Origin of the sequence: Pseudomonas sp. RIT411, from assembly GCF_003057735.2 — a bacterium.
Classification (GTDB): domain Bacteria; phylum Pseudomonadota; class Gammaproteobacteria; order Pseudomonadales; family Pseudomonadaceae; genus Chryseomonas; species Chryseomonas oryzihabitans.
The window spans coordinates 66,166-91,820 of record NZ_QBIZ02000013.1 but is presented as its reverse complement, the minus strand read 5'-3'; the positions used below and the strand labels follow the sequence as shown (position 1 = coordinate 91,820).

The window sequence follows — 25,655 nt, the reverse complement described above, 5'->3', positions numbered from 1 at the left end:
ATGCAGTTTTCTTACAGCCTCCTCGCCCCCCACCAGCTCGAAGCCCGCGCCCGCATCCTGGACGGATTCAAGCGGCGGGCCCGGCTGCAGGTGCATATGGCGTGTGGGACCGGCAAGACTCGGCTTGCACAGGGCGTCGCTGCAGCGCTCGGTGCTCGTAGCATCGTCATTTTCCTACCGTCGCTCGCGCTGGTCAGCCAGACGCTGCAGGCCTGGGTGAGCAACGCCGAGTTGGATCTGGAACGCGTGCTATGCGTCTGCAGCGACGAGAGCGTGGCCACGCTCGACGACGAGCATGAGGTGCTCGAGGATCTACCGGTGGCGGTCACCACCTCGCCTGAGGAGATCGCGCTGAAGGTCGGTGCCCTGGGTCGAGACCTCATCGTGCTGTGCACCTACGCCAGTGCCCCTACCCTCGCCCTGGGCCTGTCGCCCGGCTTTGCCTTTGACCTGGGGATCCTCGACGAGGCGCACAAGACAGCCGGCGCCGCCGGCCGGCGCAACAGCTTCGCGCTGAACGATCACCCTACCCTGCGCATCGACAGGCGCCTTTTCCTCACTGCGACGCCGTTGGCCATCGCTGAGGAGGAAGGCCCCGCCGGTACCGGGCCTATCTACTCCATGACGGATGAGGCCGTCTTCGGTCCGGTCGCCTACGAGCTCAGCTACTCCGCCGCTGTCGCCGCGGGGATCATCTGCGATTTCCGCGTCATCATCTCCGTGGAGGAAGCGGACGACGAGCAGCTCGCCGAGGCGCTGGACGATGAGGAGCGCCGCTACGCGGTGCACGCCCAGGAGCTGCTGCGCGCGATGACCGACGTCGGCGCACGCAAAGCCTTCGCCTTCTACTCGCGGATCTCGCAGTCGAAGCGCTTCGCCACCGCGCTGCGGGAGGCCGTTGGTGCCGGTGACTTCTGGGCGCGCCACATTGATGGCTCTTTCCCCTCGTGGCAGCGCACCCGCCTGCTGCACCAGTACGGCCGGGCCTCGCGCGCAGCGCTGTCGTGCGCACGTTGCCTGGCTGAAGGGGTCGACGTGCCGGATACCGATCTGGTCGCCTTCATGCACCGGCGGGAGAGCCACGTCGACATCGTCCAGGCGCTCGGCCGCGCCGTGCGCAAGGCGCCGGGCAAGCGCTACGGCTATGTCCTGATACCCCTGCGCCTGAAGCGGAGCTCCGGCGAGTCCCTCATCCAGGCCGTGGCGCGCAGCGACATGTCCACGGTCTGGCGGACCCTGGCGGCGCTCGCCGAGCAGGACGACGCCATGCTCAACGAGGTGCAGCGCGCCGCAGTGGACCAGGGCGAAACCGGACAACCTACGTCGCCCGGCTGGTTCAACAAGCTGCACGTCATCGCGCCTGCTGGCCGTCCTGACGCCGGCGCCTGGGCCGCCAGCCTCAAGGCGGTGCTATCGACGGAGCTGGTAGGGCGCATCGCCGGCAGCTGGCCGCACTTTTATGGGCTGCTGCGAGCGTTCGTGACTGACCGTGGCCACGCCCGGGTCGCGCGCAGCTATCGCACACCGGGTGGGCACACCCTGGGCGCCTGGTGCTCACGCCAGCGCGCGCTCCACCGGCTAGGCCGGCTTGCGCCTAACCGTGCCGAGCAGCTGGAGGCTATCGGTTTCGAGTTCGATCCGCGAGAGCATGCCTGGGAGCGGGGATACGAAGCCTTGCGCAGCTATCTGGCTGACACAGGATCGCCCTCCCCCGCCATCGACGTCGTCACCGCGGACGGGCTCGCCCTGGGCCACTGGTGCAGCGAGCAGCGCAAGGCCTATCGCCTCGGCCGGCTGGCGCCGCGGAAGAAGCGGCTGCTTGAGGCCCTGGGCTTCATCCTGAGCCCCTTCGACGACGCCTGGGAGAAACGGTATCAGGCGCTGATGGCGTTCAAGGAGGAGCATGGCCACCTGCGCGTTGCCCAGCGCCAGGTGCTGGTAGACGGTACCGATCTGGCGGACTGGTGCCGGAATCAGCGCAGCCGTCAGATCGACCTGTCCAGGCGTGATCGGCTGGCCGCCCTGGGCTTCGACTTCGACGCTGGCGTGCTGGATGCCCGCTGGGAAGCCGCCTATACCGCCCTGAAGGAATTCCGGACACAGCATGGCCACGTGAGCGTGCCGCTCGACTTCGTGCTGCCTGATGGGACAGCGCTCGGTACCTGGGTCGGGAATCAGCGCGCGCGCTACCGCGACGGCCAAATGGACCAGCAGCGAATCGAGCTGCTGAACCAGCTGGGTTTCGTGTGGGAGATGTTCGGTGCGGCCTTCGATCAGGGCCTGCAGCACCTGGAGCAGTTCAAGGCCGCGCATGGCCACTGCGATGTGCCAATCGCCTACGTGACTAGCGATGGTTACAGGCTCGGCAGGTGGTGCTCGAATCAACGCACGCGGCTGAAGGACAAACCGGAGGATCCGGACCACGGCCGGCTGCTGGCCGCTGGGTTTTCGTTCGATCCTGCTGAAGCTGCCTGGCAACAGCACTATGCAGCGCTCCAAGACTACCTGGCTGCCAATGCCGGCGCCTCGGTACCGGTGAAGCATGTAACTGCCGACGGGCTGCGGCTGGGTTCGTGGGTGTCTCGGCAGAAAACCCTGCTGAAGGCCGGCAAGCTCGCCCATGCGAAGCATGCTGCGCTGCGCGGCTTGGGCGTTTTCTCGTAGCAGTCTGAGCAGCGAGATGACTCACAGCTGCCGGCAACCCTTTTTAGCTCACGTTCAAAATAGGAACGCGGGAGCTTCCAAACGCCCTCAGCATTACCCCCTGCGCAATCCGGTACGTACGTAAGTGCTTACGCACTTACGTATTTATGCGCTTACTCGCGGAAGCATGGGCTCACTTTCAAAATCGTAGGAGCTGAGCTACGCCCCTCGCCTATGCAGATCAGTTCTTGCCGGGAGCCTGGCTTCCCAGCAAATCCAGGGCTCCCATGTGCTAACAGGTGCGGAATGCGCAAATGCGCACATACTTAAGCAAGCACCTAAGCACCTAAGCACCTAAGCACTTAAGCCCTTAAGTGAGCGGCTATTCCAATTTGTTTGATGAGTGATCAGGTCGCCGCTAAGAGCGCACCGTAGATACCCGTGCTCGCATAAGCACCCAAGCACCCAAGCACCCAAGCACCCAAGCACCCAAGCACCCAAGCACCCAAGCACCCAAGCACCCAAGCACCCAAGCATGTGTGGGGGTCGCCATTCCGGCAAGCGTGTTGGCCACCGGTCTCTACGGGAACGACGAAAGAGTCGCCGCATTGATTTCGGTGCATGAACCGTTACTAACGGGCGGCCTAGCGATACCCGTTATGGCTTACATCTATCTGCTTTCACCGGTTAACTATCTCCGACTTCAACCCAAAACTACCGTTTGTGACGCGCATGCTTATATAAGCAAATGCTTGGTTACGCACGCAGAGGGTGTCGATACCCGGGCCTCAGACTTGATTATTTCTAAGCGCCCCAAGCAACCACCTGGAAATCATAGGACACACGCAAGCATTTACGCATTCAAGCACATGAGTGCTTACCTACGCACGCGTACGCTTGAGCGTGCGAGCATGCAAACGTATACTCGCAAGAATTGCTTGCATGAACGCTCGCGTAAGCACGTACGTAAGCAAATGAGCAAACACGCACCTAAGCGGGCGAGCGCGTACTTAAGGAGATCTCTAGTGAAAACAGTGGTGATTGCGTCGAGGAAAGGCGGTGTTGGTAAGACCACTACGACGGAAGTCCTGGGAGTGGAGCTGGCTCGCCGGGGAAATCGGGTAATGCTGATAGATACGGATCCGCAAGGCAGCCTTACCGAATGGTGGCAAGAGCGTGAAATTGAAGAGCCGCAAATGTCAAACGTCCCATACGAGAGCTTAGGGGCGGCACTCAGCGTGCTGGAAGGGGAGGGGTACAACTACGTCCTCATCGACACACCTCCCGAGTCTAACGACGTTATCACTGCGACTGTAAAATTCGCTGACCTCGTGATCATTCCGGTCAAAGCAGGCCCACACGATTTGCGTGCAGTAAGGCAGACGCTGACGTTGGTGAAGGATGAGAACAAGCCCTTTGTGTTCCTTCTGAACGAAGTGACGCTCAACACGAACATTACTAAAGACGTGATGGTGGCCCTGTCTCAGCACGGCAAGCTTTGCCCACCGATGCCGCGCCGTACCATCATGGTCGAAGCCGGTATTGACGGTAGGGTACCGCAGGAGCTTCGACCAAGCTGCTCGGCAGCGCGGGACATCAGAAAGCTGTGCGACTACGTTTTGGAAGAGTTAGAATTCCAGCAAGCACGTGCTTAAGTGCTTGCTCAAGCACTCAAGCACTCGCATGAATGTCTAAGAATTTGCATAGAAGGTAGGACCCAATGGCTCGCACTCCTCGAGATCTCGGCTCAATGCTCAACACCTCCAAAGCGGCGGAGCCTGTCACATCTGCAGCACCGTCAGTACCTAGTGTTACTCAAAGCAACCCGGTCGCTACACAGCATACGACCGAGGAGCCTGCGCCAGCAGCGAAAGCTGGACAAAACAGGACGCTCAGCGTGAAGTGCGACGCTGAACGATACAGGAAACTCCAGTTGGCGCGTATCGACCTAGGGCTGACAGGCCAGGACATCTTCATCGAGGCTTTCGATCTTTGGTGCGAGAAATACGGGAGATAGACCGCACGTTGCCTGAAAGCGATGTCTGGCATGCGATATCTCAACGCTTCTGCCAGATATCATGAAGTAGGTCAGCGCAAGCTGATGCATATCCTCAGCGCCGACACCTTCAGTCACAGCGGTGAACGTCTCAAGCTTGTTGGCCGCGGTAGGCTGATAGCTGCTTACAACGTAATTCACCGACCGGTGTGTCTAGCGCTGGCTAGCTTTAAGCTGGTGTTGTCGTCACTAGCTCGCTTGCCAGCGCGCCGCGTCTAGGATCCCATCCTCAAAGCCTCCCAGGACTGCTTCTGATAGCTGTATTGGGATTCGTTGCCAGCGTTCCGCGCGCTCCTGCGGCACCAGATCATCAAAACCCCTTAAATCCTAATGGGGAGCTGGTATTCGTGGCAGGCGAGGGCGGGGCGACTGTGCATCGTGGCTGGTTAGCTGCGTGAAGCACTCATCAGGGACTGATCGCCCAGAGCTGCTCGATACTTGCTAAACCTCCATGCTTGCGCACCTCAGTTAGCCAACCTGGTCGTACCAGCGTTTTTTGGTAGGTGCAAAGCTGCCGAGACCTCGATCAGTGAGGTACCTCAGTGCGTTAGGGTCAATATCCGGTGCTTAGGCTGTATGCCTTGGACATCAATGAATTTGGCGATCGGTGCCCTTCTGAGCAGAAGGTGATCACGTGCCATCTAGGAAGCTTGCTGTTTTGTGGGTGGGGCGACGTCGACTCTAGAATCGGGCGCATGGCGATAGTACGGCCCGTTTTCGGTGTATTCCCATCAGGATCACAGCGTTAGGTATTTGACGAGGGTCTTAGCAAGGTCTTGATGGTTTGCGAAGCCGGTTGGATCCCCTGGACCTGCTGTCGACGAATATTTCGTTGGGCTGCCATCCGGTGGAAAGGGTAGGTGCGCAGACGTACAGGACCTTCACTACACAGGCTACGGTCCCTCAGCCGTGATCTGTAGTCGATTACAGATCAACGTCTATGCCGAGGCGTGCTTATCAACAGCTGCCTTCCCTTTAAGAGCTTTTTAGATCTTTATTTCTTGTTTTTCTCTTGTTTTTAAGACGCTGGAAGCCGCGCCAGCAAAGGGTTCCAAGGGGGGTATCGACTACAGAATCCGGTAATGCGACTAGGCATTACGGCTGACGCGACTACGAATTCCGGGTCGGTCGACTACAGATTCCGGCAGTCACGACTACGGATGCCGGCTGTTATCCACCGGTGAGCAGTCCCACCTGCTACAAATTGCGGCTGTCCAGATGCACAGCGCTAGCACGAAGGCGATAAAACGCGGGGTTAAGTTCGCTCCCCCTCGAGGCGTTCAATGTGAAGACCGCAGGAAAACATTCCTAAGGTGCTGATTTTAAACGATAAAATCTGAGATCTTGCCTATCCGAGGCCGGCTTGCAGGTTGCACCTGCCATCGTCATCAAGCGCCTCGTACCAGTGGCGAGAAAATGCGTCCATCATGTCTAGCGACTACAAATTCCGGTAGTCATCGCAGCAATACTTCTCGGTCAACGACTACAGATTACGGCTTGGCCGTCCTCTAACCTGCTGAAACGACTACAGATTCCGGTATCTCATACCGCATGATCGAGTGACCTTCCTCCTTACGACTACAAATTACGGCACTAAACAGACGCTTAGGGAAGCAAAAAATCGTTTTGCTCGGCCGATCGACTACAGATTGCGGCTGTTTAAGGGCTGACCTCTCCTAATGACTACAGATTGCGGTATAGACGCAGCTAGACACCTATTCCGCGGTTCGAGCACGGTCACCGCCCATCCGATACGACTACAGATTACGGTACCCAGCCGCTCAGACCGATCACTGCGAGCCTAGAACACGATCGGCCATGCAATGCGACTACGGATTACGGTAGTGCAGCGGTCAGACCCGCTATGCCGCACCAAAGGGATTTCTAAGGTGGGTGTTGCGACTACAAATCACGGTACAAACGCCTCTCAGCAGGCCTCTCGGTAGAACGCTACGCTCCCTCTGATCGATCCGACTACAAATTACGGTACTCGCGTGTCCGCTCGGACGATGTTTTACTACCTGCCAATGCGTCTCCTCGAGACGACTACAACTCGACTCTGCCTGATCGCCAAGGCAGTTGATTGTCGCGCGGAAAGCGCGCCGTGCGGGCTTTTGACTCTTTTTTCGCTTGACCCGGTATCGACTACAGGGGAAGGCACTAGTAGGGTTTAAGGCTTCCTACCAGGTCCCTCCATGTCAAAGGTATCCACCTCCGTTCCTGATCAAGCTGACCCTCGGCCGATTCGGGTAACGAAGTCAAATACGCTCATCACAGCGTCGTATCGGCTTACCCTCAACGAGCAGAGGCTCATTTTGGCTGCGATAAGCCAAATCGACCCTCGGAAAGGGATGCCGAAGAAGATTTCTGTGTCTGCACTGCTCTATTCAGAGATCTACGGTGTGCAGCTTCGTCATGCCTACGAGCAGATGAAGGAGACGGCCGACGTTCTGTTTGAGCGCGAGGTGAAGACCTTCGATGGATCTGCAGTGGAACGTAAGCGCTGGGTCGATGCTGCGCGTTACATCGCTGGCGAGGGGAGGGTGGAGCTGTCCTTCACGATCCACGTTATGCCGTACCTATCCCGACTTCACACCAAGCTCACCAGCTACGACCTCCGCCGGGTCGCACGTCTCGACTCTACTCACTCGTTTCGGCTCTTTGAGATGCTCATGCAGTTCAAGAAAACCGGATGGGCATACATCGAGATCGAGACACTCAGGACCGCTTTAGGGCTTTCTGACGCCTACCAGCGCTTTAACAATCTCCGCCAGCGCGTGATTGATCCTGCTGTGGAAGAGCTGCGTACCAAGAGTAGATTGGATGTCACCTACGAACTGAAGCGTGAGGCGAGAAGAGTCGTTGCGATCAAATTTATGTTCAAGGATCTCGCTCAACAGTTACCGCTCAACCTGGGTGACGAGGAGCTTGTGCCCTTGACTGAAATTGATCTGCCGGAGGATCCCAGCTTGCTGCTGGCGTCCGCCTTCGAAGATTTGAGCGAGGACGATCCGAACTTCACCTTCCCCATTGATGTAGATGAGTCCGGTGGCGCTTAGCCGAATTCTGCATCGGTTAGCGTGGAACCCTGTCGCTCACGATCCGCAGGTCTTGCCAAAGGTGTTTCACCGACAGCTCAGCATTAGGCGACCTGCGTAGAAAGCTCATCATCGCGCGATCCTGCCACCCAGGTTGTGGAATGCCTTTGCGACTTGCGGGTCTCCCTAACACCCCTTTCATTCCAAATGGCGCTAGACCTCCCACAAAATGGCGTCGTACTGGTCGTTCGGCAAGCCATGGAGGCTCGGCTTGCAAAGGACGCTGACGGCTAGGGTTAGCCACGTCGGCTATAGGCTGGGGTACTGCCTTGGTCGCCGCTGTTTCACGCTGAGCAGCACTACTTCTCATCCTTCCATCAGTACCTACTCACCTTCCTGTGAGGCTATCCAAAAAAACCACATATTCCACAAATCCTAATTTTCTATGCTTGACCGTGACCTCGCTTCGCTGTTCAATGCCGCTTAGACACCTGAGCTGCGAAATGGTCTGGAATTCTATGCAAAAGCTGGATTTAGAGGGAGTTGTACTCGATGTAATCAGCTCCGCCCAGCGCATTCGCGAAGGTCAACTGACTTCGGTCACGCTTGTGCAGGCTTGCCTAAAGTCCATAAAAGCCACCAATCCAACGCTTAGGGCTTTTGGAGACGTCTACGTCGATCATGCGTTGAACCAGGCACAGCTGCTAGACGCCGAGGCGCGTGAAGGACGCTTCCGCGGCCCGCTGCATGGCGTGCCTTTCGGCATCAAGGACCTGTTCCACACCGCTGGCCTGCGGACGACCCGGGGGTCGCTCACGGCGCTCGACTATGTACCGACCCAGGATGCTCCTATCATCCAGCGCCTCAAAGCGGCGGGTGGGATAGTGCTGGGCAAGACGGCGACCACCGAATTCGGCTGGACCGGCGCCAGCACCTCGCGGGTATTTGGCGACGGCCGCACGCCGTGGAATACGAGTTTGACCAGCGGTGGTTCGAGTTCCGGCTCCGCCATCGCCACGGCGGCGTTCATGGTGCCGGCGGCCCTGGGCTCGGATGGGGGTGGTTCGGTCCGGATCCCCAGCTCCTTTTGCGGCACCTTCGCCCTGAAAGGCTCTCTCGGCCGCATTCCTACCTGGCCGTGGTCGGCGACGGAAACGCTCAGCCACGCGGGGCCCATCACCCGTACCGTGCGGGACAGCGCCTTGCTGTTCGATGTGTTGTCCGGGCCGGATGCGCTCGATCACCAGGCGCTTCCGGCGCCGACGGAGTCCTACCTGGCGCGCTGTGATCAGCCATTATCCCCGCTGCGCGTAGCCTATTGTCCGACGCTGTTCGAGACCCCCGTCCATCCAGAGGTGGCCGCTGGCGTGGACGCGGCAGTGGACATCCTGGCACGCCAACTACCGCTCGAGGTCGAGCGTCTGACCCTGGACTGGCGCGATCCGCTGACGACCTTCGAGACGCTCTGGGTAGCAGGGCGCGGCATCGCCTATGGCAAGACCCTGGGCGGCCGACTGGGCGAGCTCGATCCCGGCTTCGCCACCTTGATCGAGAAGGCGCGTCAGTACGATCTCGCCGACTATCTTGCGGCTTCCCAGCAGCGCGCGATGTTTGCCAACCAGGTCCACGCGTTGTTCGAGTCCTACGATCTATTGCTGCTGCCGACCTTGCCGATTTTGCCTTTTCCCGCCCACCTGACCGGGCCGGAGGAGGGCTACGAGGCAGCCGGCAGCGGCACCCCTTGGGCGCGCTGGACCCCCTTTACCTATCCCTTCAACCTGTCGGGAAATCCTGCGGCGAGCCTGCCCTGTGCCTGGAGTGCCGACGAGTTGCCCATTGGCCTGCAGGTGGTGGGGCCCCGGCATGCGGATGCCGCGGTCCTGCAGTTCTGCGCCGCCGTCGAGGCCCTGCTGCCTTGGGCTCATAGAGTACCACCCCTGCTGCGTTGACCTGATCCACACGGCGCTCGCCCGCTAAAGAGGCTGGCCCGTTGCACCACCTTTCCAACCTGCCTTTCACCGCTCCATCCGTGAAAGGAACGTTCCATGGCTTCACCCGTCCCGCTATCGCCTCGCGTGTTCTCGCCGCCCAAGGTCGCGGCGAGGCTGCACGCACGCCGCGCGAAATCAGCCGGAGCAGCCCGTTACACTGAGCGCTTCTCTCTGTTGCGGACGACTCCTGCCATGCTGAACCAGCCTCGCCTTGACGAAATCTTGCGTCTCATCAACCTGCAGCAGCGCGTCAAGGCCGCAGACCTGGCGCAAGCCATGCAGGTATCGGAAGAGACGATCCGGCGTGATCTCAAGCACCTTGAGGAGGCCGGCAAGCTGCGTCGGATCCATGGCGGTGCGGTGCTGCCCAAGCCCAACGAAGAGCAACCCCTGCAGGTGCGTAGCCGCATCCAGACGCGCGCCAAGACCCGTCTGGCGGCCTGTGCGGCGGAACTGGTCCAGGACGGCATGGCGCTGTTCCTGGACACCGGTACGACGACCCTGGCGCTCGCGCAGCAGCTCACCCGGTTCAAAGCCCTGCGGGTGGTGACCAACTCCCTGGATATTGGCCTGCTGCTCACACAGCACAGCGCCAATCAGGTGCTGATGACCCCTGGGGATATCCGCCGCAACGATAACGCCCTGATCGGCCCGCATACCCTGGCGTTCGCCGCGGGCTTTCACTACGACATCGCCTTCATGGGGATCGGCGCGGTGGATGCCGAGCTGGGGCTCATGGACTACGAGGAACCCGAGGCGCATCTGCGTCGCACGCTGACGGTGAACTGTCGCCGCAGCGTCATCCTGGCGGACGACGCCAAGTTCGGTCACCGCACCTTCATCAACACCCTGCCGCTCTCGGCGGTGGATACGCTGGTCAGCAACCGGCCGCCATCCGCCGAGTTCGTGCGCTGTCTGGAGTCAGCCGATGTCGAGCTCGTTTACCCGTGACTTTCCCGTTGCCGACGCGGCGGACCTCGATGCCTTCGATGCGTTGTTCGCGCAGAGTTCGGCCATCGGTGCCACCGCCAACGGCGGCCTGCAGCGCCTGGCCGCATCCGCAGAGGATGGCGCCATGCGCGATGTTTTCAGCACCTGGCTCCGCGCCCATGGTTTCACGGTGCAGGTCGACGCCGTCGGTAACCAGTTTGGCCTGATGACCTTCGACCCTGCAGCGCCCTATGTGCTCTGCGGCTCCCATCTGGATACCCAACCCAAGGCCGGTCGTTTCGATGGTGTCTATGGCGTGCTCGCCGGTGCGGTCGCCATCGCCAGCGTGGCTCGCCAGCTCGAGGCGCGCGGTGAAGCGCCGGTCTTCAATCTCGCCGTGGTGAACTGGACGAACGAGGAGGGCGCGCGCTTTCAGCCCAGTCTCATCGGCAGCAGCGCCTTCATCGGGAGTCTCTCGGTCGACGAGGCCTGGGCCAGCCGCGACGGCGCCGGGGTGACGCTGGGGGAAGCCCTCGCGCAGATCGGCTATCGCGGTGAGGCGATGCTGGACCTGCCCGTCGCCGCCTACCTGGAAATGCATGTCGAGCAGGGCGTTCAGTTGGAAAGCCAGGGTCTTGCCATTGGTGTGGTACGGCGCACCTGGGCCGCCTTGAAATGGCGGGTTCGTTTCGACGGCGAGCAGAACCACACCGGTCCGGCGCCCATGGCGGTGCGTCGCGATGCCCTCCTGGCGGCGGCCGAGGCGATCGTGGCTGTCAGGGCCGAAGCCGAGCGGCATGGCCTGGACATGCACACCTCGGTAGGCCGCCTGGAACTCGAGCCCAACTCCCCCAACGTGGTGCCGGCATTGACGCGGCTGTGGGTGGAGTTTCGTTCGCCGTCCATGGCGCTGCTGGTGGAGGCCGAAGAGCGCTTCCGTGCCAGCCTCGATTCGATCGCCGCCCGTACCGGCACCACCTTCACGCTCGAAAGCGAGCAACTGCGCCAATCCAGCCACCTGCACGAAGGACTGGCTGACCTGGCGCGACTGACCTGCGCGGCGCTGGGGGTGCCCGCCGGCGATAGCGCCACCGTCGCCGGGCACGACGCCATCAGCCTGGGGCGTCGCTATCCCGCGGCGCTGTTGTTCGTACCCAGCCAGGGCGGACTGTCGCACAACGAAGCGGAATTCTCGGCTACCTCCGATCTGCACCAGGGATTACGCATTCTCACGGCCTTGCTGTATCGCACCTGTTGCCAACCTGAGCTGTACCTCTGAGGTCCTGCGCCATGACGTCCACCCTCGAATTCGATCGTTTGCAACATGCGTTGGCCGCAGCAGGCCTGACCGCCCTGCAGATCACACCGGGCACCCCGGGCGTGGCCTCGCCAATCCGTTTGGCCTGTGAGTGGGCGGGTTTCCACGTGCACAGTGACCAGGGCGCCTTCTATGCCAAGGTGCTGTACGACGACATGCGGCCACTCATCGATTTCGCCCAGAGCGTCGAGGCGACCCGCTGCGCGGCCGCGGCCGGGGTCACGCCGGCGGTGCGGCTCGCGGATGCCGACGAGGGTGTCATGCTGCTCGAGCGCCTGGCGCCAGAGGACTGGCATTGGGCACGCCTCGACCGACTGCAGCCGGAGCTCAGCCTGGAGGTTCTCTGGCGGCTCAAGCGAGCGGTGCAGGAGGGGCCGGCACCGGCCTTCGAGCGATCGCCCTGGGCCGATCTCGAAAAGCTCCGCACGCTCTGCCGCCAGCAGGGAGTGGCCTTGCCCGCCGACCATGCCTGGATCGATGACTGTGTCGACCAGGCGTGGCACGCCCTGCGCCAGCATCCCGGCGAGGCGCGCCCGCTGCACGGCGATGGCCTCGCCGGCAATGTGATGGTCAATGCTGCAGGCGAATTCCGGCTGCTGGATTTCGATCGGGGCGGTTGCTTCGATCCCTGGTACGACGTCGCCGTCACCCTCAATGAGCTCTATCCCTTCGAGCCGCAATGGCGCGCCGGTATCGCTCGTTGGAGTGCGATGGCGAGCGACGGGGACTACGCCCGCTGCCGCCTCTACGGTCTGCTCGATGACTGGTACTGGACGCTGTGGGGCCTGTGGGCCGGCGTCGCCTCGGCGCGGCCGCTGGAGTTCTCCAAGGTCGGCCAGTGGACCCTGTTGCGCTGCCGCATGACGATTCAGGAGTCGCGCTTCGAAAGCTGGCTCCGTCAGGTACGAGGATGAGCGAGATGAAGCGACTAGGCGAAGCGAGTACCCAGGCGGAGCGGCAGCTCGAGCAGGCGATTCTCGCTCATGAGCCCTGGGCCGGCTGCACGGCCCACTATGCCCCGGTCAGTGGCGGCATTTCCAACACCAACTGGCGGGTGCAGATCGAGGGGGCGCCGACGGCGTTCTTCCTCAAGGTACCGGGGCAGGGCACGGAGCTCTTCATCGACCGGCGTACCGCCCACGATGCCAGCCTCAAGGCCGCGGCTACCGGTTATGGCGCCCCGGTGGTGGCCTTTCTCGAGGCACACGGCGTGGAGGTCTTCGAGTTCATGGAGGGCTGGCGCGCCTCGTCCAATCGTGACTTCCTCGATCGCGACGTCCGCCACCGGGCGCTGCGTGCACTCAAGGCCTTCAACGACCAGCCGTTGCTGATCCAGACCAAGACGGCCTTCGACATGATCGACGAGCACCAGCGCCAGGTGCATGAGCTGGGCGGGCAATGGCCCGATGACCATGCCTGGCTCGACCGCCAGTATCGCCGTGCCCGGCAGGCACTGGAGGCGTCCGGGGTCGATCTGGCGCCCTGCATGAACGACACCCTGGCCGGTAATTTCATGCTCAACGCCGCGGCCGAGGTGCGGCTGGTGGACTTCGAATATGCCTCCAACAATGATCGCCACTATGAACTGGCGCTCTGGTTCGGCGAGATGTTCTTCGCCCCGGACATGGAATTGGCCTTGCTCGAAGACTATTTCGGCGCCGTGACCCCTCAGACGCTGGCGCGGGTGTACGTCAACAAGGCGCTGGCCGACCTCAAGTGGTCCACCTGGGCCATGGTGCAGCACGCCGTCTCGCAGATCGACTTTGACTTCTACAAATACGGCGCGCTCAAGCACAGCCGCGCCCGCAGCGTCATCCACGATTCCCGCTGGGAGACCTGGCTCAGGCAGGTCTGACGGATCCCCGAGCCACTTCGCAGAAGGTGGCCGACAACGATATGAAATACCGGCGTCCCCCTGCAGATGACCTCTTCATCGCGCAGGCGCGCCCCTCGACTGCCTCGCGAAGCCTCTTTCGATCAACCGTCGGCCTGCTACAGGAGCCAGTCCTCGTGAACAGTCTCATTTCCCCTCGTGTATCGTCCGCAGCGCTGCGCTACGGCGTCCGGAAGGGGATGTCATCATGACGTCCTCCCGTCCTTTCTCGCTCAAGACCTGCGGTTTCGGTCTGTACTTCTTCGCCCTGCTGCTGATGGCGGTGTTCCCGCCGTTCTACCTCAGCGTGAGCGGCAGCACTCAATTGGTACTGGGCATTCCCTTGCCGATCTTCTACTGGATCCTCATCGCCGTACTGCTCGGCGTCGGTGTAGCGGCGCTCTATTTGGTCGAATCCGCCAATGGCGACATCCCCGAGGAGACTCAGCCATGATTCCTGCCGGTAGCTCCTTCGACATGCTCATCAGCTTTGGCGTCATCGGCCTGTTCCTGGCCGGGATGATCGCCGTGCTCTATCTCACCAACAAGCAGAGCCATGACTTCGCCGACTACGCGGTCGGTGGTCGCTCCTATGGGCCCTGGTACATCGCCATGTGCTACACCAATTCCTGGTGGCCGGGCGCGACCTTTACGGCGTTCTTCTCGTTGTCGGTGGGCGGGGCCCTCGGCTTCTACGGCATGGTCTATTCGACCCTCGGCGTGACCGCCATGTACCTCATGGCCAATCGCGCCTGGACCTGGGGCCAGAGATTCAACCTCACCACCCAGCCCGACCTGCTGGGCATGAGATTCGACAGCCCGGCGGTCAAGCGACTGGCGTCCATCATCGGCATCATCTCGGTATTCCCCTGGGTGGTCATGGGCATCCAGGCACTGGCCATGCTGTTCCAGTTCGCCAGCTTCGGCAGCTGGGGCATCACCGCCTGCCTGACCGCCGGCGTGCTGGTGGTGCTGATCCGCCAATACTGGACGGTGAGCATGGGCATGCGTGGCCTGATCATGACCGACATGTACCAGGGCCTGATCGCTTACGTCCTGGCCGCGGCGCTCTGCGTCTTCCTGCTGGGTGGCAGTGAAAACGCCTCCTTCGCCAACCTGGCCGAGCTGCCGGCCAAGATGCTGCTGATCCCCGGAGACACCGGCACCGGCTATGGCGCCTGGTACATGTTCAGCCTGATCTTCACCGGGGTGATCGGTTCCATGTGCTGGCCCATGAGCTTCCAGCGCATCTACACCGCCAGCGGCGTCCGCTCGGTAAAGAAGGGCACGGTCTACACCATCCTGCTGGTGGGCGGCTTCTACGGCATCCTCATGCTGTTCGCCGCCGCGGTCAGCCAGGACCCGAACGTGGCGGCCCATCCGCAGCAGGGCTGGTTCCTGTCCCTGTTCGATATCGGCGGGCCGTGGCTGCTGGCGCTGGCCATCGCCATCGTCCTGGCCGCGAGCATCGGGCACGTCGACGGCTGCGTGCAGGTCTGCGGTGTGCAGTTCGCCAATGATCTCGCGACCTGGACCACGCCCCGGACCGACCGCCAGCTCACTGCGCTGGCCAAGGGCGGAATGATCGTCTTCATCGCCGCCGCTGCGGTGGTGGCCTACCTGACGTTCAACTACTCGCGCCTGCAGCTGCTGGCCCAGATTTCCTACCAGGGGATCATCCAGCTGGCCGTGCCGCTGTTCTTCGGCATCTTCACCCGCTGGGGCAACAAGCAGGGCGCCATCCTGGGGATGCTCACCGGCATTCTCATCGCCATCGTCCTGACGGTGCTCTACCCGGACGACATCGCTGCCCTGGGTTCGCTCACCAGCGGGATCGTCGGCGTGATCTTCAATGCCCTGGTGTTCGTGGGTTGCGCCCTGGCCATCAAGCCCAGTGAGGCGGAAAGCCGGCGGGTCGCCGATCTGTTCGAACTCGGCGTGGCCCCGCGGCCGGCCGCCAAAGGTGCGGTAGCGCCGGCAATGGGCTGAGCCGTCCTTCCCGGCCGCCAGCGCGCTGTTGGCGGCCGCGTCTCTTCAACACGCTGGAAACTTCCCATGGCTCTTGCTTTGTTCGACCTCGACGAAACCCTCATCCACGGCGATTGCGCCAGCCTCTGGAGTGCCTGGATGGCACGCATCGGCTGGGTAGACGCCGAGGACTTCCCGCGCCGCGACCAGGCGCTCATGGCCCTGTACGGCCAGGGGCAACTGGCCATGGAAGACTACATGGCGTTCAGTCTTGAACCGCTGGTTGGCCGGACGCCCGCGGAGGTGGCCGAGGTGGTGCACGGTTACCTCGATACTGTCATCGCACCGCGCTTCTATCCCGGTGCCCGCAGCACAGTGGAGGCCCACCGCCAGGCGGGCGACCGTCTGCTGGTAATTTCGGCCTCGGCGGCCTTCTTGGTCCAACCCATCGCGGCCCGCCTCGGTATCGAGGAGGTGCTGGCGATAGACCTGGAGGTGGTCGCAGGTCGGTATACGGGGCGCACCTCGGGCGTGCTCACCTACCGTGAGGGTAAGGTGATCCGTCTCGAGCAGTGGCTTCAGGAGCAGCACGAGTCCCTGGCGTGCGCCAGTTTCTACTCAGACTCCCGTAACGACCTGCCCCTGTTGAGCAAGGTCGAGCACCCAGTGGCGGTCAACCCCGACGAGGTACTGCTGGCTCAAGCCCAGGCCGCAGGATGGAAGGTGCTCGACTGGCGGATCGCCTGAACCTTAGCGGCTCGGCAGCCTGCGGCATAACGTCACGCTCCAGAACGCTTTGACTCCGGCCGCGGCGCGGCAGAGTTACACGGCGACCTGCTGGAACCGGTGGACACGCCTTGGTCATCAGCGTGGCTCAAGCTGTGCGGGGCCAGGCGTCGCGTCTCGCCGAGCGCCGCTGCCGACCGTTCGTTAAAGCCTGAACTGACGGAGCGGTGCGGCCCTCTCGTGCGTGCTGTCGTCGATAGTCAGTGGCCGCCTCCGGCAATCGAAAGCGGCACGCCAGACAGGTTCTGCTCAAGTAATCGCGGTTTCAGCCGCTTCGCTTGCCTCTCTCATCATGGGTTCTTCGCTATGTCTTTTCGCTTATTCAGCATCGCTCACCGCAGTCTCTTCTGTTTCGGTCTTATGGCTATCCTGGTCGCGGGCCTGGGCATCTTCAGCGTTCTGGAAATGACCCAGATCCGGCGGCAGAGTCTGGTGATAGAGACCAGGAGTGTTCCCGGTATCCTCGAGGCGGACAATCTGGCGGTCCAGGTGGCCCGTACGCGAATCGAAGTCTTGCGCCTGCTGGCCGTACCTGAGGCCGCTTCGGTCGCGGCGACGCGGAAGAAGATCGAAGCCATCAGCGGCGAGGTCTCGACGGGCTTCGGTCGCTATGAGCGACAGGGCATGTCCGATCGTGAACGCCAATCCTTCGAGGTACTGCGGGATACCTACCGGGATTATCTGGCCAACGCCTACCGGGTGGCCGACTTGGTACTGGCGGGAAAGATGGATGAGGGGCGCTCCCTCGTGCAAGCCGCCATGACGCAGCAGGGCAATCAGATGAACGAGCGCACCGAGGCCTTGCGGAAGATCAACCAGGAAGACATCCAGACCGCGGCGGATGCTTCCAGCGCCACCTATGGCCAGGCGAAGTCGGTCACCTGGATCGCCATTGCCCTGGCCTTGAGCCTTACGCTGCTGTTGGCCTGGCGGCTGACGGTCAGCATGACTCGGCCTATCGCGGCAGCGGTCGCGGCGGCCAAGACCATCGCGAGTGGCGACCTGACGCAGGTCCTGGACACCCAGGGGCGCGACGAGGCGGCCCAATTGCTGCAAGCCATGCGTCAGATGCAGGCGAACCTGCGTGACACCCTGGGGCACCTCGGGCATTCCGCGACGCAGCTGGCGTCGAAGGCGGAAGAAATGTCGGCGGTTACTCAACAAAGCGCCCAGATGCTCCAGCAGCAGAACAGCGAAATCGAGATGGCCGCCACCGCCGTCACCGAAATGAGCCAGGCGGTAGAAGAGGTGGCGGGTAACGCCACTTCGACCTCTGCCGAGTCACGCCAGGTGGCCGAGACGGCGCGCCAAGGCCAGCAGCAGCTGGGCGAAACGCTCAGCGCGATCCAGAGGCTCACCGATAACGTCATAGGCGCGAGCGAACGGGCACGGGAACTGGCAGACCAGACCCGCAACATCAGCCAGGTGCTGGATGTCATTCGCTCGGTCGCGGACCAGACCAACCTCTTGGCTCTCAACGCCGCGATCGAGGCGGCACGCGCTGGCGATGCGGGGCGTGGCTTTGCGGTCGTGGCCGATGAGGTTCGGGCGCTCGCGCATCGCACCGGGGAAAGCACGCGGGAAATCGAAGGCATGATCGGCAGCATCCAGCAGGGCACCGGCCAGACCGTGGACGCCTTGCTGACCAGTGCCGACCAGGCACGGCAGACCCGTGACCGGGCGGAGTCGGCCAATGCCGCACTGGTCGCCATCGCCCAATCGGTATCCGGCATCGACGAGCGGAATCTGGTGATCGCCAGCGCCGCCGAGGAGCAGGCGCAGGTAGCGCGGGAAGTCGACCGCAACCTGGTGCAAATCCGAGACCTGTCGGTGCAGACTGCTACCGGCGCCAGCCAGACCCGTGCGGCGAGCCGGCAGCTGTCGGACCTGGCGATTTCGCTCTCGGGACAGGTCGGTCGCTTCCAGTTGTAAGACGAGGTCGGGCGCGCACCCTAGGGCCGTCAACTTGCGGCAGGCGGATTCAGCCAGCAGGGGAGCTGCCTCATGCGGGAGGGGGCAGGGTCCCTCGCGGCCTTGGTCGGACTTCGGCGGCCTCACGGTGAGGATGGGCAAGGGTCAGGGTCGCGCTGATCCCCGGTTTCACCGGGCGCGCTGCCAGGATGACGAGCGGCACGCCCAAACCGGGAGGGCGGCCGTGTGAGGCGGTGGTGGGACAGGAAGGTTTCCCCGTGCTGGTGCGCCAGGGTTCTCGCTGCACGCTACTGGTGCGCAGATTGATCACCGACCGGGACGCCGGTTGGTCATTCGAGCGTGCGGGGCTTGAGATAGACGGTGACGGTAGTCCTGGGCTGCTTCAGGGGCAGGTTGGCACAGAGCATGCAAATCTTGAATTCACACTTGTATACAAGAATGAATGCTCATGAATCCGTACCCCATCAGTACTCTGACCCAGCGCTATGCCGCAGGTGATCTGACGCCCAGCCAGACCGTACAGACCTTGCTCGAGATGCTGGAGCTCAGTGATCGACCAGAGGTATGGATTCACCGTCTGCCGCAAGAGGCCTTGCAGGCGCGGGCCCGGGAGTTGGAGCAGCAGGCCAACGAGCTCGGCGGCGCGCTGCAGGAGCGGTTTCCACTCTTTGGCATTCCCTTCGCGGTCAAGGACAACATCGATGTGGCAGGACTCCCTACGACGGTGGCCTGTCCGGAGTTCGCCTACGTGGCCCGGGCAAACGCCTGCGTCGTCCAGCGTCTGCTGGATGCCGGCGCCATCCTGGTCGGCAAGACCAACCTCGATCAGTTCGCCACGGGCCTGGTGGGCGTCCGCTCGCCCTATGGCGCCGTGCGCAACGCGGTCGATGAGCGCTACGCGTCCGGCGGCTCCAGCTCCGGCTCGGCCGTCGCCGTCGCCCTGGGCTATGTCGCCTTCGCCTTGGGGACGGATACGGCCGGCTCCGGGCGGGTGCCCGCCGGATTCAATGGGATCGTCGGGCTCAAGCCGAGCCTGGGACTGCTGAGCAGCCGCGGCGTCGTGCCGGCCTGCCGGAGCGTCGATACGCTGTCCATCTTCGCCGCGGATGCCGCCAGTGCCTGGCAGGTCATGCAGGTTGCGGCCCACTACGATGCCGAGGACGCCTATGCGCGCCAACCCCTGGCCCGGCCGGTGCAGCGCCGGCAGTGTAGGGTGGCGGTACCGGCGCAGCCGGAATTCTTCGGCGACGGCCAGGCCGCGCAAGCCTTCGCCCAGAGCCTGGCGCGGTTGCGCCAGGATCCCAGCGTCGTGATCGACGAAATACCCTATGCCGTCCTGGCCGAAGCAGCCGCACTGCTTTATCAGGGGCCCTGGGTGGCCGAAAGACGGGCGGCCGTAGGGCAGTTCTATGAGCAGCGACCGGCTGCCCTCCATCCCGTGGTCAAGGGCATCCTGGCTGGTGCGGATCGTTTCACCGCGGTCGATACCTTTGAGGCGCAATACCGGCTGCAAGCCCTGACTCGGGACGCCGAGCGACTGCTGGCGGGCTTCGACCTGCTGGTGGTGCCCACGGCGCCGTGCATGCCCACCATCGCCGAGGTCATGGCCGATCCCGTCCAGAGCAATGCGCGCCTGGGTCACTACACCAATTTCGTCAATCTGATGAACATGGCGGCCTTCGCTTTGCCAGGGGTACCCCGGGCCGATGGTCTGCCGGCAGGTATCACCCTGATCGGCCGGGCTGGTTCGGACCATTACCTGGCCGAGACGGCCGCCCGCTGGCAATCGCTGTTCGAGGGCGAAGACCAAGGCGACGCCATCGCCCTCGCGCCCCTGGATGCGGATGAACCCCAGGTGGAAGTGGCCGTCGTCGGTGCTCATCTCTGGGGCCAGCCGCTGAACTGGCAACTGCTCGAAAGCGGTGCCCGCCGCCTGTCCAGCACCACCACCAGTGACCACTACCGCCTCTATGCCCTGGCCAATACCCAGCCGGCCAAGCCTGGCCTGGTCAGGGTGGTGGAGGAGGGTGCGGCGATCGACCTCGAGGTGTGGGCCATGCCACTGCGCCTCTTCGGCGCCTTCGTCGCCGCGATTCCCGCGCCGCTCGGCATAGGTTCGGTCGAGTTGGCCGATGGGCGCTGGGTCAAGGGCTTTATCTGCGAGCCTGCCGGCCTCGATGGCGCCCCAGACATCACCCGCTTTGGAGGTTGGCGCGCCTATCGCGCTTCGCTCTGATCCCGACACCCACCGAGGACCTTGACATGAATCCTATCGACCGTCGCAATTTCATCAAGCTGGCAGGGCTGATCGGCGCCAGTGCCGCACTCCCGTTCAGCCTGGCCCGGGCTGCCGACAAGCCCCTCGTCGTCGGCTTCATCTACGTCGGCGCCCGCGATGATTTCGGCTACAACCAGGCCCATGCGCAGGCCGCTGCGATCATCAAGACCCTGCCCAACGTCAAGGTGATTGAAGAAGAGAATGTCCCGGAGACGGTGGCGGTGCAGAAATCCATGGAGGCGATGATCCGCCAGGATGGCGCCACCCTGATCTTCCCCACCTCCTTTGGCTACTTCGACCCCCATGTGCTCAAGGTGGCGAAGAAGTATCCGGATGTCCGCTTCGCCCACTGCGGTGGTCTCTGGCAGGAGGGCAAGGATCCGCTCAATGCCGGCAGTTTCTTCGGCTACATCGATGAAGGGCAGTACCTCAATGGCGTGATAGCGGGCCATATGAGCCAGTCGAAGAAGCTCGGCTTCATCGCGGCTAAGCCCGTGCCCCAGGTACTGCGCAACCTCAATGCCTTCACTCTTGGTGCCCGTTCGGTGGACCCGAGCATCACCGTGACGGTGATCTTCACCGGTGACTGGTCGCTGCCGGTCAAGGAAGCCGAGGCGGCCAACAGCCTGATCGACCGCGGCTGCGACGTCCTGACCTGCCACGTGGATGGCCCCAAGGTGATCGTCGAGACCGCCGAGAAGCGCGGTGTCATGACCTGTGGTTATCACGCCAGCCAGGCTGCCCTGGCGCCCAAGGGCTATCTCACCGGTGCCGAGTGGAATTGGGAAACCCCCTATCGCGCCCACGTCGAGGCCGCGCAGGCCGGCAAGCCGATGATCAACTTCATGCGTGGCGGGCTCAAGGACGGCTTCGTGAAGACCTCGGCCTACGGCCCGAAAGTGAGCGACGCGGCCAAGCAGCAGGCCGACGCCATCAAGGCCCAGATGCTCGCGGGCAGCTTCGTCATCTTCAAGGGGCCGATCAAGGACAACAAGGGCACTGTCGTCATCGCGGACGGTACCAGCCAGCCGCAGACCGACGTCGTGCTGGAGCGGATGAACTACCTGGTCGAAGGCGTCCAGGGCCAGATCTGAGGGTGGCATGAATAGCCTCGAACACAAGCTGCAACGGCTGGCGGCCAGGGCGCTGTCTGGACTGCCCACGCTGCTCGCCGTGCTGTCCTCGGGCGCGCTGTTTCTGCTCTTCCTCGCCGTGCAGAACAAGCCGGCGCTGGCGGCGGGCGCCTTGGTCTTCGAAGGCGCCTTCAGCTCTTCCTTCGCCTGGGAAAATACCCTCCAGCGCGCCGCGCCCCTGATGCTGACCGCCCTGTGCGTCGCGCTGCCAGCCCGGGCCGGGCTGATCATCATCGGCGGGGAAGGGGCCCTGGTCCTGGGCGGTCTGGCCGCCGCGGTGCTGCCCCTGTGGCTACCCGCCTTTCCCGGGCCTTTGATGCTGGTACTGATGGGCCTGGCGGCCATGCTGGTCGGCGGCCTGTGGATCGGGCTGTCGGGCTGGATGCGGCAGAGTCGCGGCCTCAACGAGACGATCGGCAGCCTGCTGCTCTCCTACATCGGCATCGCGCTGTTTCGGCAATTGGTCGAAGGCCCCCTGCGCGATCCAGCGAGCCTGAACAAGCCCTCGACCGTGCCGCTCGAGGATGGCTATCTCATTGGCGCGGTGAGCGACGCCTTTGCCGTGCACTGGGGATTGGTGGCGGGTGTCATCGCCTGCCTGCTGGCCTATGTCCTGTTGCGCCATAGTGTCAGCGGCTTCGCCTTGGGCATCGTCGGTGGCAACGTGCGAACCGCGCGGATGCTGGGACTTTCCGTCAATCGCCTGGTACTGATGACCTGCCTGCTCGGCGGGGCGGCGGCGGGGCTCGCCGGGATGTTCGAGGTCGCGGCGGTGCAGGGCAGTGCGAACGCGGCACTGATCGCCGGCTATGGCACCAGCGGCATTCTGGTGGCCTTCGCCGCCCGGCATAACCCCCTGGCCATCATCCTCTGCGCCACGCTGCTGGGCGGGGTAGAGGCCAGCGGCAGCCTGTTGCAGCGGCGCCTGGACCTGCCCGATGCGACGACGCTGATCCTCGAGGGCATCCTGTTCACCAATCTGCTGGCCTGGGAAGCCCTGAGCCCGCGTATCACGGCCTGGCGTCTGCGGCTGTTGGCGAAGGCGGCAAACCCGGTCGGAGGCGTTCCCGAACATGGCTAACCTCGATTGGCTGACCTTTTTCCTGGCGCTGCTGGCCGGCGCGGTGCGGGTGGGTACGCCCTTTCTGTTTGTCAGCCTTGGCGAGTGCCTCACCGAGAAAGGCGGACGCATCAACCTGGGCCTGGAAGGCATCCTGGTCGCGGGGGCCATGACCGGCTATGCCGCGTCCTACCTGTCCGGCTCACCCTGGCTGGGCGTGCTCGCGGCAGGCTGTACCGGCCTGCTGTTGGGGTTGCTGCATGGCATCGTCTGCTCGCTACCCAAGGTCAACGACATCGCCTTCGGTATCGCCCTGATCCTGCTGGGAACGGGCCTGGCCTTCTTTCTCGGCAAGGCCTTCATCCAGCCGCAGGCACCCATGCTGCCGTCGTTTTCGCTGGGGCACTGGTCCGCGGATGAGCGGGTGCGCTCGGCACTGAACATCAATGTGCTGTTCTTCCTGGGTGTGGCCCTGGCCATCCTGCTGCACTGGGGGCTGCGCAGCACCCGCTGGGGCCTGATGCTGCGCCTGGTCGGTGATCATGCCGAATCGGCCCAGGCCCTGGGCTATCACCCGATCAGGGTACGCATCTGGGCGACGTCGGTCGGCGGCTTTCTCGCCGGCGTCGGCGGCGCCTATCTCTCGCTGTATTACCCCGGCAGCTGGAACGAGGGACTTTCCAGTGGCCAGGGGTTGATGGCCGTGGCCCTGGTGATCTTCGCGCGCTGGCAACCGCTGAACTGCCTGTGGGCCTCCTTGTTGTTCGGCGCGGCCGGCGCCATCGGCCCCGCCCTGCAGGCAGTGGGCATCAGTACCGGCTATTACCTGTTCGCCGCCGCACCCTATGCCCTGACGCTGCTGGTGATGCTCGTCACCTGCCGGCCGAATCGAACCCTGACTGGTGCTCCTGGCGAGCTCAGTCTCACCCGCTAGAGGTAAAAGCTCATGTCCAGTGGTCTTGGTGGTTTGAACAAGTCGCCCAATGGCGTCGTGATCGGTCTGGCGCAGCTGTCGCTGCCGGATCCCCATACCCGGGAGGCCCTGTGGGCGCAGACCCAGAGGGTGGTGGAGATGGTCGGCAAGGCCCGGCGGGGCATGCCCAGCCTGGATCTGATCGTCTTCCCGGAATACTCGCTGCACGGGCTGTCCATGGATACCTCACCGGAGATCCTTTGCTCCCTGGAAGGGCCGGAAGTGGCGGCGCTCCGCCAAGCCTGCGTCGACCACCACATCTGGGGGTGCTTCTCCATCATGGAGGCCAATCCAGCGGGCAACCCCTTCAACAGTGGCCTCATCGTCGACGACACCGGCGAGATCCGCCTGTACTACCGCAAGATGCATCCCTGGGTGCCGGTCGAGCCCTGGGAGCCGGGCGACCAGGGCATTCCGGTCTGCGACGGCCCGCGTGGCAGCAAGCTGGCATTGATCATCTGTCACGATGGCATGTTCCCGGAAATGGCGCGCGAATGCGCCTACAAGGGTGCCGAGATCATGATCCGTACCGCGGGCTATACCGCCCCGATCCGTCATGCCTGGCAAATCACCAATCAGGCCAATGCCTTCTGCAATCTGCTGCAGACCGCCAGCGTCTGCATGTGTGGATCCGATGGCACCTTCGACTCTATGGGCGAAGCCATGTTCGTCGATTTCGACGGTAGCGTGATGAACCAGGGCGGCGGTCGTGCCGACGAGATCGTCTGCTGTGAAATGCGTCCGGACCTGGTGCGTGAAGCGCGGGTGCACTGGGGGGTGGAGAACAACATCTACCAGTTCGGCCATCGTGGCTATTCCGCCGTCAAGGGCGGCGCCCAGGATTGCCCCTACACCTACATGCATGACCTGGCGGCGGGCCGCTATCGGCTGCCGTGGGAGGACCAGGTGGTCCACACCGATGGCACCTCCTGCGGAATGCCCGCGCCGGAGCGCCTGTTCACGCCCTCAGCTCAGGAGTGACCCATGAGTCCACGTCAGCTCGCCTCAGCGCCTTACCCTTGGCCCTATAACGGTCGCCTCGATCCGGCCAACACCGCCCTGGTCATCATCGACATGCAGACCGACTTCTGTGGCGTCGGCGGCTATGTCGATGCCATGGGCTACGACCTGTCGCTGACCCGCGCGCCCATCGAGCCCATAAGGACTGTGCTCGAGGTCATGCGGGCCCAGGGATTTCCCATCATCCATACCCGGGAGGGCCATCGTCCCGACCTGTCCGACTTACCAGCCAACAAGCGCTGGCGCTCGCGGAACATCGGCGCCGGCATTGGCGACGACGGTCCCTGCGGTCGAATCCTGATCCGGGGGGAGCCAGGGTGGGAAATCATTCCGGAGCTGGCGCCGCTACCCGGTGAGATCGTCATCGACAAGCCCGGCAAGGGGTCGTTCTATGCGACGGATCTTGAGCTCATTCTGCGCACCCGCGGCATCGCCAACCTGATCCTCACCGGGATCACCACGGATGTCTGTGTCCATACCACCATGCGCGAGGGCAACGACCGCGGCTTCGAATGCATCCTGCTCGAAGACTGCTGCGGCGCCACGGACCACGGCAACCACATGGCCGCGCTCAACATGGTCAAGATGCAGGGTGGGGTCTTTGGTGCGGTGGGCGACTCGTCCATGCTGCTCGCCGTGCTGGCAGGGGGCTGAGC

General features: G+C 63.1%; 18 protein-coding genes. All 18 read left to right on the top strand.

Annotated features, from left to right (window positions below; all coding sequences use genetic code 11):
- Complete coding sequence (locus DBY63_RS17490) at positions 1-2,664, top strand: DEAD/DEAH box helicase (protein ID WP_108576310.1); 2,664 nt, start codon at positions 1-3, stop codon at positions 2,662-2,664.
- A 1,004-nt stretch (positions 2,665-3,668) separates the two neighbouring features.
- Positions 3,669-4,298 carry a ParA family protein gene (locus tag DBY63_RS17485; protein ID WP_223855338.1) on the top strand — a complete coding sequence of 210 codons (630 nt, stop codon included), beginning with the start codon at positions 3,669-3,671 and terminating at the stop codon, positions 4,296-4,298.
- A 2,596-nt stretch (positions 4,299-6,894) separates the two neighbouring features.
- Positions 6,895-7,758: a replication initiation protein gene (locus DBY63_RS17480; RefSeq protein WP_108576311.1), complete on the top strand. Its 864-nt coding sequence runs from the start codon at positions 6,895-6,897 to the stop codon at positions 7,756-7,758.
- A gap of 497 nt (positions 7,759-8,255) precedes the next feature.
- Positions 8,256-9,686: an amidase family protein gene (locus tag DBY63_RS17475; RefSeq protein WP_074585149.1), complete on the top strand. Its 1,431-nt coding sequence runs from the start codon at positions 8,256-8,258 to the stop codon at positions 9,684-9,686.
- Between the two features lie 234 nt (positions 9,687-9,920).
- On the top strand, positions 9,921-10,679 hold the full coding sequence (locus DBY63_RS17470) for a DeoR/GlpR family DNA-binding transcription regulator (protein WP_074585150.1): 759 nt from the start codon (positions 9,921-9,923) through the stop codon (positions 10,677-10,679).
- Positions 10,657-11,937, top strand: coding sequence for a Zn-dependent hydrolase (locus DBY63_RS17465; protein WP_108576312.1), 1,281 nt, complete (start codon positions 10,657-10,659; stop codon positions 11,935-11,937). The genes DBY63_RS17470 and DBY63_RS17465 overlap by 23 nt, the downstream gene beginning before the upstream one ends.
- An 11-nt stretch (positions 11,938-11,948) precedes the next feature.
- The gene (locus DBY63_RS17460; protein WP_108576313.1) at positions 11,949-12,890 is read left to right on the top strand and encodes an aminoglycoside phosphotransferase family protein; all 942 of its coding nucleotides are present in this window, start codon (positions 11,949-11,951) and stop codon (positions 12,888-12,890) included.
- Positions 12,891-12,895: 5 nt separating this feature from the next.
- On the top strand, positions 12,896-13,831 hold the full coding sequence (locus DBY63_RS17455; RefSeq protein WP_074585153.1) for a choline kinase family protein: 936 nt from the start codon (positions 12,896-12,898) through the stop codon (positions 13,829-13,831).
- 226 nt (positions 13,832-14,057) lie between these two features.
- Positions 14,058-14,303 (top strand): hypothetical protein, encoded by a 246-nt coding sequence (locus DBY63_RS17450; RefSeq protein ID WP_108576152.1) that lies wholly within the window; start codon positions 14,058-14,060, stop codon positions 14,301-14,303.
- The gene (locus tag DBY63_RS17445) at positions 14,300-15,838 is read left to right on the top strand and encodes a sodium:solute symporter (RefSeq protein WP_017638721.1); all 1,539 of its coding nucleotides are present in this window, start codon (positions 14,300-14,302) and stop codon (positions 15,836-15,838) included. Before DBY63_RS17450 ends, DBY63_RS17445 begins: the two co-directional genes overlap by 4 nt.
- A gap of 66 nt (positions 15,839-15,904) precedes the next feature.
- Positions 15,905-16,564 (top strand): HAD family hydrolase, encoded by a 660-nt coding sequence (locus DBY63_RS17440; RefSeq protein WP_108576153.1) that lies wholly within the window; start codon positions 15,905-15,907, stop codon positions 16,562-16,564.
- Between the two features lie 345 nt (positions 16,565-16,909).
- Complete coding sequence (locus tag DBY63_RS17435) at positions 16,910-18,535, top strand: methyl-accepting chemotaxis protein (protein WP_108576154.1); 1,626 nt, start codon at positions 16,910-16,912, stop codon at positions 18,533-18,535.
- A 448-nt stretch (positions 18,536-18,983) separates the two neighbouring features.
- A complete protein-coding gene (atzF, locus tag DBY63_RS17430; RefSeq protein WP_108576155.1) occupies positions 18,984-20,771 on the top strand; it encodes an allophanate hydrolase in 1,788 nt (595 codons plus the stop codon).
- Between the two features lie 26 nt (positions 20,772-20,797).
- Positions 20,798-21,907 carry a BMP family ABC transporter substrate-binding protein gene (locus DBY63_RS17425; protein WP_108576156.1) on the top strand — a complete coding sequence of 370 codons (1,110 nt, stop codon included), beginning with the start codon at positions 20,798-20,800 and terminating at the stop codon, positions 21,905-21,907.
- Between the two features lie 7 nt (positions 21,908-21,914).
- Complete coding sequence (locus tag DBY63_RS17420) at positions 21,915-23,027, top strand: ABC transporter permease (protein ID WP_108576157.1); 1,113 nt, start codon at positions 21,915-21,917, stop codon at positions 23,025-23,027.
- Positions 23,020-23,940, top strand: coding sequence for an ABC transporter permease (locus DBY63_RS17415; protein ID WP_108576158.1), 921 nt, complete (start codon positions 23,020-23,022; stop codon positions 23,938-23,940). Before DBY63_RS17420 ends, DBY63_RS17415 begins: the two co-directional genes overlap by 8 nt.
- Positions 23,941-23,952: 12 nt before the next feature.
- Entirely contained in the window at positions 23,953-24,960 is a 1,008-nt protein-coding gene (locus DBY63_RS17410) for a formamidase (protein ID WP_108576159.1), read from the top strand.
- Between the two features lie 3 nt (positions 24,961-24,963).
- Positions 24,964-25,653, top strand: coding sequence for an isochorismatase family cysteine hydrolase (locus tag DBY63_RS17405; RefSeq protein WP_108576160.1), 690 nt, complete (start codon positions 24,964-24,966; stop codon positions 25,651-25,653).
- Positions 25,654-25,655 lie beyond the last annotated feature (2 nt).